General features: G+C 74.5%; 11 protein-coding genes. 5 read left to right on the top strand and 6 right to left on the bottom strand.

What is annotated here, in order from left to right; translation table 11 throughout:
- Positions 1–58 precede the first annotated feature (58 nt).
- The 3 genes from ACWGSR_RS09165 to ACWGSR_RS09155 form a co-directional block, all read right to left on the bottom strand.
- A complete protein-coding gene (locus ACWGSR_RS09165) occupies positions 59–325 on the bottom strand; it encodes a DUF4235 domain-containing protein (RefSeq protein ID WP_351974210.1) in 267 nt (88 codons plus the stop codon).
- 69 nt (positions 326–394) lie between these two features.
- On the bottom strand, positions 395–1198 hold the full coding sequence (locus tag ACWGSR_RS09160; protein WP_453564884.1) for a hypothetical protein: 804 nt from the start codon (positions 1196–1198) through the stop codon (positions 395–397).
- Positions 1195–5550, bottom strand: coding sequence for an SNF2-related protein (locus ACWGSR_RS09155; protein WP_453564881.1), 4356 nt, complete (start codon positions 5548–5550; stop codon positions 1195–1197). Before ACWGSR_RS09155 ends, ACWGSR_RS09160 begins: the two co-directional genes overlap by 4 nt.
- A gap of 547 nt (positions 5551–6097) precedes the next feature.
- On the opposite strand from ACWGSR_RS09155, the gene ACWGSR_RS09150 reads away from it, so the two are divergent.
- Together ACWGSR_RS09150 and ACWGSR_RS09145 are read left to right on the top strand one after the other, a co-directional pair.
- Positions 6098–6562, top strand: coding sequence for a MarR family transcriptional regulator (locus ACWGSR_RS09150; RefSeq protein ID WP_376246581.1), 465 nt, complete (start codon positions 6098–6100; stop codon positions 6560–6562).
- 240 nt (positions 6563–6802) lie between these two features.
- Entirely contained in the window at positions 6803–7393 is a 591-nt protein-coding gene (locus tag ACWGSR_RS09145) for a lytic polysaccharide monooxygenase auxiliary activity family 9 protein (protein ID WP_453564878.1), read from the top strand.
- 80 nt (positions 7394–7473) lie between these two features.
- Here ACWGSR_RS09145 and ACWGSR_RS09140 read toward each other — a convergent pair whose 3' ends face one another.
- Positions 7474–8709, bottom strand: coding sequence for an NAD(P)/FAD-dependent oxidoreductase (locus tag ACWGSR_RS09140; RefSeq protein ID WP_453564875.1), 1236 nt, complete (start codon positions 8707–8709; stop codon positions 7474–7476).
- 378 nt (positions 8710–9087) lie between these two features.
- Here ACWGSR_RS09140 and ACWGSR_RS09135 point away from each other — a divergent pair, with 378 nt between their 5' ends.
- Both ACWGSR_RS09135 and ACWGSR_RS09130 read left to right on the top strand, forming a co-directional pair.
- Positions 9088–10209 (top strand): serine/threonine-protein kinase, encoded by a 1122-nt coding sequence (locus ACWGSR_RS09135; RefSeq protein WP_453564873.1) that lies wholly within the window; start codon positions 9088–9090, stop codon positions 10207–10209.
- A 114-nt stretch (positions 10210–10323) separates the two neighbouring features.
- Positions 10324–10674, top strand: coding sequence for a PRC-barrel domain containing protein (locus tag ACWGSR_RS09130; protein WP_376246571.1), 351 nt, complete (start codon positions 10324–10326; stop codon positions 10672–10674).
- Here the strand turns inward: ACWGSR_RS09130 and ACWGSR_RS09125 are convergent.
- Together ACWGSR_RS09125 and ACWGSR_RS09120 are read right to left on the bottom strand one after the other, a co-directional pair.
- Entirely contained in the window at positions 10643–11566 is a 924-nt protein-coding gene (locus tag ACWGSR_RS09125) for an oxygenase MpaB family protein (RefSeq protein WP_453564870.1), read from the bottom strand. The genes ACWGSR_RS09130 and ACWGSR_RS09125 overlap by 32 nt on opposite strands.
- 85 nt (positions 11567–11651) lie before the next feature.
- Positions 11652–12074, bottom strand: coding sequence for an SsgA family sporulation/cell division regulator (locus ACWGSR_RS09120; protein WP_376242839.1), 423 nt, complete (start codon positions 12072–12074; stop codon positions 11652–11654).
- 769 nt (positions 12075–12843) lie between these two features.
- Between ACWGSR_RS09120 and ACWGSR_RS09115 the strand changes: the two genes are divergently transcribed.
- Entirely contained in the window at positions 12844–13062 is a 219-nt protein-coding gene (locus ACWGSR_RS09115; RefSeq protein WP_453564867.1) for an MbtH family protein, read from the top strand.
- The last annotated feature ends 259 nt before the right edge of the window (positions 13063–13321 follow it).

Genomic DNA, 13321 nt, shown 5'->3' with positions numbered 1-13321 from the left:
CCGCCCCCCTGTGGAAGGGGGGCGGCGCTCCGGCCGTCGTTCGGCGAGCGGTGCGGGATCAGGCGGGCCAGGTGCCCGTCACACGGCGCACCGCCGTGGCCCCGCCCCGGTCGACGGCGGCCTTCACCAGGGCGAAGATCGCGCCGTGCAGCGCCGCGGCGAGCAGGACCTCGCCCCAGCCCCGGTGCTCGTCGGTGGCGTCGGGAGTGTCGTCGTCGTGTCCCAGGATCTGCCACGTCTTCTTGAACGCGGCTCCCGCGAGCACGCCGGTTCCTGCGCTCACCGCGAGGGAGAGCGGCTTGAACACGAGACGTGACGGCTTCATGGTGTTTGTTCCTTTCCTCCGGTCACTGCCCCGGCTACCCCGGCGGCCGACCCGCATGCGCCCCCGTGATCAGCGGTGCTGCCGCAGGGCGAGGCGGGCGGCCTTGTACGCGCGGGCCGGGTCCCGGTGCGGCCCCGCGACCGGCTGCGGGGCGCCGTGGCGGTCGGCGTACGGATACCAGCGCCCGTCCGGACCGTGGCGCAGCTCCACCCCGGCGGGCGGATCGACGAGCCGGTCGGGGCGCAGCTCGACGGGGGTGCCGGGGAAGGGGCGCAGCGGCCGGACCGCGGCTTCCGCCCCGGCGAGCACGGCCGGATCGGCGGGTCGGGGGGAGAGGCAGGCGGCGGCGCCGTGCGGACCGCCGTGGTGGTAGGCGGCGGTCAGCTGCCGCATCCGGAGGGGCGTGAGGCCGAGATGGGCGGCGGCGGTCTCCAGATGGGCGCCGCCGCTGCCGACGGTGAAGCGGACGACATCGGTGACGGTGTCGTGGGCCTCGGGGACGTGCCCCTGGAGGAGCGCGGCGGCGCGCCGGGCGGCGTCCCGGACGAGCGCGCGCAGGACGGCGAGGTCCGGCAGCGGCGCGGGCGGTTCGACGGTGACCGCGTCGAGGACCGGCGCGGTGCCGTGCAGATCGAGCGGCGGGAGCGGGGGCAGGGGGCCGGTCCGTACGCCCTGGGCGGGGAGGAGGGTCGCGTCCGCGGCCGTGTCCTCCGCGCCCGTGGGTGGAGAGGGGACGGCTCCGGCCGCTCGCGGCTCGGGCGCGGGGGCCGCCCGGTCGTCCGTCGCGGTGCCGCTCCCGGAGTTCCCGGCGGGAAGGGGCGTACGGGTGGAGGGCTCGGCGGCGGCGCGCCGAGCGGGCGGGATCGTGGTCATGCGGGCGCCCCCAGGCGGACGAGCTCGGCGAGTTCACGGTCGGTGAGGCGGGCGAACCCGGTGCCGCCGGAGGCCAGGACCGTGTTCTGCAGGGTGCGTTTGTGGGCGAGGAGCCGGTCGATCCGGTCCTCGATCGTGCCCCGGGTGACGAGCCGGTGGACGGTGACGGTCCGCCGCTGGCCGATCCGGTGGGCGCGGTCGGACGCCTGGTCCTCGACCGCCGCGTTCCAGCTGCGGTCGAAGTGGACGACGTGGCTGGCCCGGGTCAGGTTGAGCCCGGTGCCGCCGGCCTTGAGGGAGAGGACGAGCAGGGGCGCCCCGCCGCTCTGGAAGGCGTCGACGAGCTCCTGCCGCCGCCCGGCGTCCAGACCGCCGTGCAGGAACAGCGGGCGGTGGCCCAGATGCGCGAGGTGCTCCTCCAGGAGCCGGCCCATGGCGACGTAACTCGTGAAGACGAGGGCGGCCTCGCCGCGCCGGGCGATCGTCCCGGTGAGCTCGGCGAGCGCCTCCAGCTTGGCCGACCGCCGGCCGAACGGCCGTACGTGCGCGGCACCGGGATGCGCCTCGCGGAGGTAGTGGGCGGGGTGGTTGGTGATCTGCTTGAGCGCGGTGATCAGCTTCAGGACCAGGCCGGAGCGGGTGGCGGCGGAGGAGTCGGCGATCCGGTCCATCGTCTCCCGGACGACGGCCTCGTACAGGGCGACCTGCTCGGGGGTGAGTTCGACGATCCTCCGCGTCTCGACCTTGGCGGGCAGCTCCGGCGCGATGCCGGGGTCGCTCTTGGTGCGGCGCAGGACGAACGGCGCGACGAGACGGGCGAGGGCGCGGGCGGCGGGGCCGTCGGGTTCGCGTTCGGCGGCGGTCGCGTAGCGGGACCGGAACGCCTTCAGGGTGCCGAACAGGCCCGGGTTGGTCCAGTCGATCAGCGACCACAGCTCGGAGAGGTTGTTCTCCACGGGGGTGCCGGTCAGGGCGAGCCGGGCCGTGGAGGTGAGCGACCGCAGGGCCCCGGCGGTCGCCGAGGCGTGGTTCTTGGTGTGCTGGGCCTCGTCCGCGACCACCAGGTCCCAGGTGACGTCCGTGAGTTCCGCGTCCCGGCGCAGGACGCCGTAGGTGGTGAGGACGACCGTGCGCCCGCCGACGGGAGCGAGGCTCCGGTCGGCGCCGTGGTAGCGGACCACGTCCAGATGGGGGGCGAACCGGCCGATCTCCCGCTGCCAGTTGGTGACCAGGGAGGACGGGCACACCACCAGGACGGGGCCGGTGTGCCCGGTCTCGTGGCGGTGGAGGACGTAGGCGATCGCGGTGAGGGTCTTCCCGAGGCCCATGTCGTCGGCGAGGACGGCCCCGAACCCGGCACGGCCGGTGTGTGCGAGCCATGCCAGGGCGCGTTCCTGGTAGCCGCGCGGCACGGCCCTCAGCCGGGCCGGAACGGGGACGGGGGAGACCTGTTCGCCCCGGCGCAGCGTGGCGACGACACGGGCCAGGTCGCCGGCCGCCCGGCAGGCGACCTGGTGCCCGTCGACGCCGACGGTGCCGGTGAGCGCGGCGGTGAGCGCGTCGATCCCGGTCAGCCGGCCGATCTCCCGGCGCCGGGCGCGGGCGCGCACGGTGGGGTCGAGCAGGACCCACCGGCCGCGCACCCTCACCAGGGGCCGGGCGGCCTCGGCGAGCGCGTCCATCTCGGCCTCGTCGAGGGTGTCGTCACCGAGGGCGACCTGCCACCGGAAGTCCAGCAGGGCCTGGAGGTCGAACCGCGGGGCCCCGGTGCTCCCGGTGTCCGTCGCGGTGCCGACGACCGCGTACGAGGAGAGCCCCCGGCGCAGGCCGTCCGGCCAGCGCAGCCGCATCCCGGCGGCGGCCAGCTCCTCCTCCGCCCGGAGGAGCCGCGCGATTCCCGCCGCGTCCACCGTGAACGCCCCGGGCCGCGCGGCCAGGCCCGACAGGCCGGGGCACAGCCGTTCCAGCCGCTCCAGACGACGTCCGACCCGCTCGCGCGACCGGTTCCGGTCGACACCGCGCAGGAAGGCGCGTCCCGACCACAGCGGATGGGCCGCGACCTCGTCCTCCGCCTCCTGACCGGACGATCCGGAGCGGAGCAGGAGACGGCCCGTCAGCCGCCCTTCCCGGGCCTCCTGTTCGGAGGGGTCCCGCATCTCCAGGACGAGGCCGGGCAGCGGGCCGTCGTCCGTCCGGTCCTCGACCGCGTCCAGCCACGGCCGCACCGCCTCGGCCTCCGGGGGCGGAACGCGACCGCCGGCGGGGCCGGTGAACGGCCCGGAGCCGAACATGACCGCCGCGGGCGTGCGCACCAGGCCGTCGGCCACGGCGTCCAGGAAGACGAGGACCGCTTCCCGTGCGGGCGGCGCCGCTTCCCGCGCCGACCACGCGGGTCCGTCGGCGGTGACGGCGTGGGCGTGGGGCGACATGTGGCGCGCCAGCTCGTCCACGGCCTGTAAGACGGCGTCCGGAAGGGGGCCGACCCGCCACCGGCCGATCCCGTCGGGGCCGAGCGCCGGGCGTACGAGCCCGGCGGCCACGAGGCGCACGCCCAGGCGGGCCGCCTGCTCCCACTCCACGGCCGTGGGGTGCCACGCGGCGAACCGGGACCGCCCCAGCAGGAGCGGCACGGCCCCGGCGAGGGGCAGCAGCCAGCCGGCCACCGGCACGGGCCCCTCGGCCGCGGGCACGACGAGCCGGCGGACGGTCGCGGCGAGCGGGGCGGGCAGCGGCACCCCGGGCATCGGCGCGCCGTCGGCCCGGTAGACCAGCATCCCGGCCACCGGCTCGTCACCGGTCGGCGGTACGAGCGAGAGCGCGCATCCGGCCGCGAGCGCCTCACCGATCACGGCCCCGGCCGACAGCGCTCCCTCCGCTGCTCCCGGAGTCCCGGGCGCTTCCGGAGTTCCTTGTGCTCCCGGCGTCCCCGGTACTTCCGGGTTCCCCGTTACCGCCGGTGCCTCCGGCACTTCCGGCGCCGTGGGGGCCGCTTCCGTGCGCGGTGCCGGCAGGACGACCGCCGGACGCGCGGGCCGGGGCCTCGGGATCACGAGGGGGACGGAGGGAGACGGCACAACAGACGGCACAACAGGTGGCACGGCAGGCGGCACCGGAGTCGCGGACCTTTCCGGCCGCGAGGCGGTCCGCGCGTCCAGACGGGCCAGTTCGTCGAGGAGCGCCGCGGCCGCCTCTTGGCGCGCGTCCCCCTTCACGCGCGCCGTGCCCGTGGCCCGTACCGTCGTGCCCGTCGCCACGTGCTCGCACGTGTACGTGAAGGTGATGCTTCTGGGCCTGGAGGTGACGGTCGGCTCGGGCCTCGTGATCACCTCCAGCTGGGTGTACTTGTTCAGGTACTTCACCGGGTCCTTGCCCTCCGGCACCGGCTGGATCCGGGGCGGGGCCTTCCGCGGCTTCTCCACGACCAGGTCCCGCGGTTCGGGCAGCCCGCACAGCAGGGCGAGCAGGGCGACCGCGGCGGCGTGCAGGGACGTGCGCCGGTCGTCGGAGACCCGCTCGGGACCCGTACGGACCCGGCCGTCGGCCTCCGTCCAGCTCCACGCCGAGGCGAAGCCCCCGGAGCGCTCCACCGACGCGTGGCGGAGTCCGGCACGGCACGCCTCGGCCCGCCACTGCAGCAGGGTCGCCGCCGACGGAGGCATCCGCGCCGTCTGTTCGAGGGCGAGCAGCCGGACCTCCCGCCAGCCGGGGGCCTCCGTGCCGAAGAGCAGCCGCAGGGCGTCGCGGTGCCGCAGGCGCGAGGCGCCCGTCCGCCGCACGAGCTCGGCGCGGAGCTCCTCGCCCGGGTCCTCCGCGCCCTCGAGCCGGGTGCCCAGGAGGGGTTCGAACCGCTCCGCCGCCATGCCCGGCGGCCGCAGCCGCTCCGTCCCGACGCCGGCCAGGATCCGGAGCACGGCGTCGGCCGCCGCGCGGCGGGCCCGCTCCGACGAAGGCGCCGTGCGGGCCGGGCCGTTCACGACCGCGTCGGCCGGGCCGATCCGTACCTCCGCCCGGTGGAGGGTCCTCCCGTCCGGCAGCGGCTCGGCGGACTCCGTGTAGGTCGGCGGCGCCCAGGCCTCCCGCTGCGCGTGCAGGACCAGTACGTGCTGCGCCGCCTCCGGGCGGGAGCCCAGGGCCGCGAGCGCGCGCCTGCGGGCGGGAAGCCAGCCGGGGTGGTCGTCCGTCACGAGCAGCAGGATCCGGAGGTCCCGGGGGGTCAACCCGCCCGCGAGCGCCAGTTCCTCCGCCTCGGCCGCGAGGCGCGGGTCGAAGCCGCCGAACGCGACGGCCTCCCGCGCCCGCTCGTGCCACGGCGCCCCGGCCCCGGCCTCGACCGTCTGAGACTGCGTACCCAACGAGAAGCTCCCTGTGCGAAGAGTGACGCGATGAACACGTACAGGATAGGAACTCCCGTCGCTCCGTACGCCCCGATGCGTCGTCCGATGCGTCGCCCGATGTGTCGCCGGGAAGGCGCCGGCCTCCCGCCCGGGCGCCGTCTCGTCCGGCGAGGTCGGTGGACACGACGGCGCGGGCGAGGTCGGTCCCCAGGCGTCTGCCCCTGATCAGGAACACGGCGGCGAGCACGTCGAACAGCGCGAGCGACGGCCAGGAGAGGTCGAGCCGGTCCGGTGCCCAGTCGTACGGGTGCGGACCGTGCCTGAGGAGGTCGGTGACGTGTGCGGAGGCGCCGACGAGGACCAGGGCGGCCGCGATGGCACAGACCGGCACGACCACCCGGCGCGGGGCGTGGCGCATCCGGGCGATCACGCTGTGGATCGTTCCATCCGCGGGCCTCGTCCGTCATCCGGTCGTCCGGTGTCGCCGGTCGGGGGAAGCTCCTTGATCCCAACCGCGCTTGAGGTTCTACGGTGATCGCATTCCGCTGATCACGAGGAGGGGCACATGAGCGTGACGCTCAGGGAGTACGCGCAGGAGGAGCTGGCCGCCCAGCCCATCGGGGCGTGGGCCGGCACGGCGTACCGGCTGGTGGTCGGGGCCCTCCGCGAGCAGTTGGCGGTGGAGGACCTCACGCAGCCGCACTGGTGGACGCTCAACCACGTCGCCGGGGAGCCGGGCGGGTGGACCCGCGCGGCGTTGACCGAGCGGCTGACGAAGTGGGACGACCTCGGGATCGACTTCGACGGCGTCTTCGACGACCTCGTCGACCGAGGCTGGCTGACGGAGGACGCGGGCCTCATGACGTTGACCGAGGAGGGGGAGGCCGGGCGCGTCCGGGCCGGGGAGCGCAACCTGCGCGTGCACCGGCAGGTGCACGAAGGCGTCGACACGGCCGACTTCGTGACCACGGTCAACGTCCTGCGCCGCATGGTCGCCAACCTGGGCGGCGACGGCGACCTGCCCGGCTGACGGGTGCCGAGGGCCCGCTCACCTGCTCGGCGGCGGGGGAGCGGGCCCTCGGCGTCCGCGCTTCCCATTGGTATGGACATGTTCAAGTGGCGGGTCTAGCCTTTCACTTGGTCTAGACCGCATCGGACGCGGGTCTTCCGGTTGCTTCCGTTCCCCGACCCGCCCCCGCTTCTCGAACCGGCGGCACACCCGGGGCACGCGTCCGCCCCCACTCGTTTCCCAGGACCACGGGAGCACGTCATGCGCAGGAAGATCACTTCCTTATTCCTCGGCCTCGGCCTCGTCGGCGGAACCCTGCTCGCCGCCACCGGCAGCGCCCAGGGCCACGGCTACACCGACTCGCCCATCAGCCGCCAGCAGCTCTGCGGCAACGGCACCGTCCGCGGATGCGGGCAGATCCAGTGGGAGCCGCCGAGCGTGGAGGGCCTCAAGGGCTTCCCCGCGCGCGGACCGGTCGACGGCACCATCTGCGCGGGCGGCAACGGCCGCTTCTCCGAGCTGGACGACCCGCGGGGCGGGAACTGGCCGGCCACCGCCCTCACCGCCGGCCAGAACCACACCTTCGTCTGGCGGATCACCGCACGCCACGCCACCACCGACTTCCGCTACTACGTCACCAAGGACGGCTGGGACCCGACCAAGCCGCTGACCAGGGCCGACCTGGACCCGCAGCCGTTCCTGACGGTGCCCTTCGGCGGGCAGCGGCCCGGTGCCACGGTCACCCACACGGGCGTCCTGCCCCGGAAGAGCGGCCGTCACCTCATCCTCGGCGTCTGGACCGTCGCCGACACCGGCAACGCCTTCTACGCCTGCTCCGACGTGCGGTTCTGACGTGCGGTCCTGACGACGCGGGCCGGAGGAGCGCGCGGCGCCGTCCACCGGCCCGCCCCCTCACCGGGCGAGGAGCGCGGTCACAGGTCGGCCAGGACCTCCCGGGCCGTACGGGCGCCCGAGGCCAGGGCCCCCTGGACCGAGCCCGTCGCCCGGTGGTCGCCGCACACGTACCGGCCGGGAGCGAAACGGCCGGTGCGCGACAGCGGAAGGGGCGGGGGCATGGCCGGGAGCGCGTCGCGCACCACGACGCGGTGCACCGGCTCCCAGGACCGGGCGTCCGTGCCGTAGACCTCGGAGAGGGCGGTGAGGACCTCCGTCTCCCGCTCCGGACCCGGGTCCCCGAGGACGGAGGTCGACACCAGCGCCCGGCCGTCCGGCGAGAAGCCCCGGTGCACCTCGGTCAGGACACAGGTGTTGAGGAAGCGGCGCCGCGCGTCGACCACGAGCGTCGGTTCGGACAGCGGTGAGCGTTCCGCCGCGTGGTAGAAGGTCGTGACGACGCGTCCGTCCGGCACCTCCAGACCAGGGAGCAGCCCGGCGGCGGCGCGCTGTCCGGTGGCGACCACCACCGCGCGGGCGGTCACCTCGCCGCCGTCGGCCAGGGCCACGCCCCGGTCGGTCAGCGACGCGACCGGCACCCCGGTCCGCAGCACGCCACCGGGCAGCCCGGACGTCAGCTGCGCGGGTACGGCTCCGATGCCGTCGGCCGGCAGACACAGGGTGCCGCGCAGCATGGTGCGCCAGACGAGGTGGAAGAAGCGGGCGGAGGTCTCCAGCTCGTCCTCCAGGAACACCCCCGACAGGAACGGCCGGAAGAAGGTCTCCACCAGGTCCGCCGAGACGCCCGCGCCGGCCAGGGCGGTGAGCGTGGTGGCGTCGGGCCGGGTCCGCAGGTACCGGACCGGCGCCAGGACGTCCCGGGCCGACAGCACGCCCAGGGCGGCCAGGTCCCGGGCCGAGGCGAGCCGCCCGGGCAGCAGGTCCCGGCCCTCGCGGGGACGACGGGTGGGGTCGACGAAGCGGCGGAACCCGTCGTCGGTGTGCACGAGCACGCCCGGCGTGAACGGCCTCAGCCGCAGGGCCCGCAGGTCCAACCGCCTTTTCACCTGCGGATACGAGGTGTTGAACACCTGGAAGCCGCGGTCGACGGTGAAGCCCGCGACCCGGTCGGTGCGCATCCGGCCGCCCACGGCGTCGGAGGCCTCCAGCAGCTCCACCCGGAGCCCGCCCGCGACCAGATCGGCCGCGCAGGCCAGACCGGCGGCCCCCGCTCCGACGACCACCACGTCGACGCCGTCGTCCCTCTGTCCCATGAACGTCCTCACTCCTCGCTCCTCGCCGGACCCCGGACCGCCGTACTCCGGACCACCTGACTTCGGGCCGTCACGCTACGGCGGACGCACGGTCGACGAAGGGAGGGCGCGCCGCTCTTCCGGGCGCCCGGCCCGGCGGTCGTGCGGACGGTCGTACCGTCCCGCCGTCCCGGTTCCCCACCGAATTCCCCGGTCCCGCGCGGGGATGCACCGGCACTCCCGGGGCACGCGTACCCCTGTACCCGCGCACGAGCGGCGTCCACGACCCTGAACGCGCGGCGGTCCGCGACCGGTGCGCCCGCGAACGGGCCAACGGCGGAAGACAGAAGACACGAAGACAGAAGACACGAAGACGGCAACACAACGCAGGGAGCGTCGATGATGGCCCGTCCATGGTCGGTCCGACCGGACCTCCGGCTCACGGCCCACGCCGTCGACGGACGGTACCGGCTCGACGGTCTGCTGGGACGCGGAGGCGCGGCCGACGTGTACGAGGCGCTGGACCTGCGGCTGCGGCGACCGGTGGCGGTCAAGTTCTTCCGGCCGGGCGGCGACGAACTCCGGACGGGGCATCACCTCGACGACGAGGGCCGTCTGCTGGCCCAGATGCGGCACCCCGGCCTCGTGACCCTGTACGACTCCGGACAGGAGGAGGGGCGGTCCTACCTCGTGATGCAGCTCGTCAGGGGAACGACACTGCGCCGGCGCATCGCCGCGTCGCCCCTCACGCCCCACGAGACCGCCCGGACCGGAGCCGCGCTCGCCTCCGCGCTCGCCCACGTGCACGCGGCCGGCGTCGTGCACCGCGACGTCAAGCCGTCGAACGTCCTCCTGGACGGCACGGGCCTCCCGTACCTGACCGACTTCGGCATATCCCGGCTGCTCGACACCGCCACCCGCACCGAGACCGGCCCCCTCGTGGGAACCGCCGCCTACATGGCGCCGGAACAGGTCCTGGGCAAGGGAGCCGGACCGGCGGCGGACGTCTACAGCCTCGGTCTGGTGCTCCTCGAATCGCTCAAGGGCGAACTGGAGTACGGAGGAGCCCCGTTGGAATCCGCGGTCGCCAGGCTGCACCGGCCCCCCGTCGTTCCCGGCGGCCTCCCCGCGGACCTCGCCGGGCTGGTGGAGGCCATGACGGACCCGGACGAGACCGGCCGGCCCGACGCCGACACCTGCTTCCGCGTACTGGCGGCCATGCCGGGCGGAGACGGCGCGTCGCCCCTCGGCGGCCTCGTCGGCACACCGGAGGGGGTCCGAACCCCGCACGGCGACCGGGAGACGACGGACACCGCGTCGCGCCCGGACCCCGGCCCCCACCGCTCTGGCCGGACCCTCGCCGCCTGTGCGGCGCTGGCCGTGCTCGGGGCGACGCTGACCGGGTCGATCGGCGCCCCGTCCGCGGCGGGGGAGGCACCTCCCGGACCGTCGCCGTCGTACCGGACCACGGCCGAGACCCGGACGCCGGAGAGCCCCGGGAGTCCGGCGAGCGGCCGGTAGAAGGCCCGGTCGGCCGCAGCCGATCGCGCGCCCCGTCGACCCCGCACATCCCGAACAACCCGTACAACCCTTACAACCCCTCCACCCCGTACACCTCGAAGAGAGGAAGCAGCCTTGCAGCACGACATATGGACCTTTCCCGGTACCGCGCTCCACGCGATCGACACGGACCTGACCGGTTACGCGGTCGAAGCGACGGACGGCGGGATCGGGAAGATCGACAAGCACTCCGCCGAGGCGGGCCGGTACCACCTGGTCGTGGACACCGGTCCCTGGATCCTGGGCCGGCAGGTCGTGATCCCCGCCGGCGTCGTCACCGCCGTGGACCGGGAGACGGAGACCGTCTTCGTCGGCTGCACCAAGGAACAGATCGAGAACGCGCCGGAGTTCGTCCCGTCGGCCTCCGACGAGGACGGGCGGCACCGCATGACGTTCACGGACTACTACCTGGCGTTCTTCCGGTAGGACCGGGTCTTCCGCCGGGACCGGGCGGGGGCGGCGGCGGGGCCATCGCCCAGCGGATCCCGCCGATCGCCAGCCGTCCGCCCGCCCGCGCCGCGGCCCTCGCGGGCCGGGGGAGCCGGGGAAGGCCCAGCTCCCCCAGGGCCCACGGCGGCAGCAGCTCCACCGCCCCCGCCGCGAGCAGCGCGTACGGCGCCCGGGCCTGCCAGGGGATCGGCGGGTCCACCAGCAGGAACCGGGCGGCCTCCCGGGCCTCGCGGGTGCCGTCGAGCTCGTCCCGGTACGACTCCATCCGCCGCACCAGTTCGGTCAGGTTCCGGGGCGGCCCCTCCACCCCCAGCTCCTCGGCGATCCGCGCCGTGTCGGCCACGTAGCCGTCGCAGCCCGAGCGGGTGAGCGGCACGGCCCCGTAGCGCAGGTGCGCCCGCAGGAAGCTGTGGACCTCCGCCACGTGCACCCAGCCCAGGAGGTGCGGATCGGAGGCCCGGTACGGCCGGCCCCCGGGCGTCGTGCCCCGCACCCGCTCGTGGACGGCGCGCACGCGCTCCACCGCGTGCCGCGCGTCGTCGGCCGTGCCGAAGGTCGTGACCGCGAGGAAGGTGCTGGTCCGCTGCAGCCTTCCCCACGGGTCGCCCCGGAAGCCCGAATGGGCCGCCACGGCCGCCATGGCCGACGGGTGCAGCGACTGCAGCAGCAGCGCCGTCAGACCCCCGGCGAACATCGCCGCGTCGCCGTGGACCGTGCGGATCGGCCGGTCGGGACCGAACCACCGGGGACCCGGCGTTCCGTGGATGCGGGCGCGCGTCCGCTCGCCCGAGGGCCCGGCGACGCGCCGGAAGAGTTCGCTTCCGAGTCGCTCCCTCAGGTCGTCCGCAGAAGGAGGCGACCATCCCACAGGGCCAGTATGCGCCCACCGTGGCGAAGGGCTCCGGGCCGCGCGGCCCGGGCCGTCGCGCGCGGAGGCCCGGTCGGTGGGGACGTCAGTCGGCCAGGACGTCGAGGAGCGGCCGCCAGTCGATGTGGGAGCTCTCGGTCCCGGCCGGCACGACGGTGTACGTCGTGTTCAGCCAGCGCAGCGCGGGCCCGCGCCCGAGGCCGATCAGAGCGGTGTGGGACGGGTCGCCCAGGCGCAGGACGACCTGGTCGTAGGGGGCGGGGCGGATGTGCACCTCGCCGATGCCGACGGGACTCTCGGTGCCCGCGAGGAACATGTCCCGGTCCAGGCGCCACACCGTGTCGCCCGTCGGAGTGTGCAGGGTGAGCTCGACGGTGAAGGGGGAGCGCGACCGGTAGCGGACGGTGGCTTCGAGGGGGACGCGGCAGGAGTCGGAGAGCAGGAAGGCGGTGGTCTTCCACTTGATCTCGCGGCACACGGGCGGGACGGGGGAACTGGCTCGGGACACGAAGGCTCCAGCGTCGGACGCCGCCCCGGGACGGCGGCGCTTCACATCCCGGTTACCCCGTGAGCCGTGATCACTCCCCGGAAGTGTGGGGTTACGGAGCGGGATGTGTCGAGAAGTCGTGGTGACCGTCAACCGTTGTTGACCGATACCCCCTTCCGGGCCGGCGCGGGGGAGGCGCGTCCTTCCGGACCCGGGGTGGAGCAGCGTCGTCAACCGGCCGTCCGGCACGTGCACCGGTGGCCGGGAGACCACTTTTTCCGGCTGGAGGTTGCCTTTCGGGCGGGGCGCATGCCCGGCGCACGGGAGCGTGGCGCGCCCGTGAGGGGCGTAACGGGGAACCGGCGGGTGGTTCGGGCGGTCAGCCGGAATCGGATGGGTGATAGGGGAACAACTGAACGCAAAACGGGCTTTCGGTGGCCGGATATCCAGCCGGGGGCAATGATTGGCATATGACCGTCGCCCTTTCCGAGCTTTCCGTCTGATGAATTACTGGAAAGTAACATGAAGGTCCACATCCTTGGCCGAGGAGGATCCTTTAATGTGATCGGAGTGAGTTCCGCTTTAGGGGGAAGTCTTGGCCGGGGGCGCTCGTCGTCCCGATCAGGAGCGGGGTGGACCGCCTGCCTCCGCGGTCGTGGCGAAGCCCCCTCGGAGGGGGCGGCGCGCGCACCGCGCGGTGACGGGGAAATCCCGCTTCGGCCGCCCGGTGGAACCGGGCGGACCGCGCGTGAAAAAAGACTGGAACGAGATATCGAGAACGGGTGGGAACGTGAGCAATCCCTTCGATGACGAATCGGGGCGCTTCGTCGTGCTGGTGAACCGCGAGGCCCAGTACTCCCTCTGGCCCGCGCACCTCGACGTCCCCGGCGGCTGGGACCGCGAGGGCGCCGAGGGGTCGCGCCAGGAGTGTCTGGAGCGGATCGAGAGCGTCTGGACCGACATGCGCCCCGCCGGCCTGGTGGCGGCGATGGAGGCCGAAGCGAGTTGACGCCCCGTCGGGTCGCCGGAAGCATCGTGCAGGTCAGGGCGTACTTCCGGTGACCCGACTGTCAACTTCGTGCGTATGGTGATCAGTTTCGCTCAAGAGTGATCCCCGGTCGGTCATTTGTGGTGACCGACTGTTCGTGACGCCCTGGAACCCCTTTCGGAAACCGTCGAAGGGGCATCCTGTGGCCTTCCTCCCCCCTGTGCGGGACCATCCGGTCCGCGCGGTTCCGCACGGGGCGGGCACCTCCCCGCACGAGATC

The sequence above is a fragment of the Streptomyces sp. NPDC055632 genome (assembly GCF_053618675.1).
The sequence above is the reverse complement of the archived record's forward strand: the minus strand, read 5'-3'. Positions and strand labels throughout refer to the sequence as shown.

Bases quoted from the DNA above. Each gene is read 5' to 3' on its own strand.
- ACWGSR_RS09165 (WP_351974210.1), bottom strand. From the start codon at position 325: ATGAAGCCGTCACGTCTCGTGTTCAAGCCGCTCTCCCTCGCGGTGAGC.
- ACWGSR_RS09160 (WP_453564884.1), bottom strand. From the start codon at position 1,198: ATGACCACGATCCCGCCCGCTCGGCGCGCCGCCGCCGAGCCCTCCACC.
- ACWGSR_RS09150 (WP_376246581.1), top strand. From the start codon at position 6,098: ATGAGCGTGACGCTCAGGGAGTACGCGCAGGAGGAGCTGGCCGCCCAG.
- ACWGSR_RS09145 (WP_453564878.1), top strand. From the start codon at position 6,803: ATGCGCAGGAAGATCACTTCCTTATTCCTCGGCCTCGGCCTCGTCGGC.
- ACWGSR_RS09140 (WP_453564875.1), bottom strand. From the start codon at position 8,709: ATGGGACAGAGGGACGACGGCGTCGACGTGGTGGTCGTCGGAGCGGGG.
- ACWGSR_RS09135 (WP_453564873.1), top strand. From the start codon at position 9,088: ATGATGGCCCGTCCATGGTCGGTCCGACCGGACCTCCGGCTCACGGCC.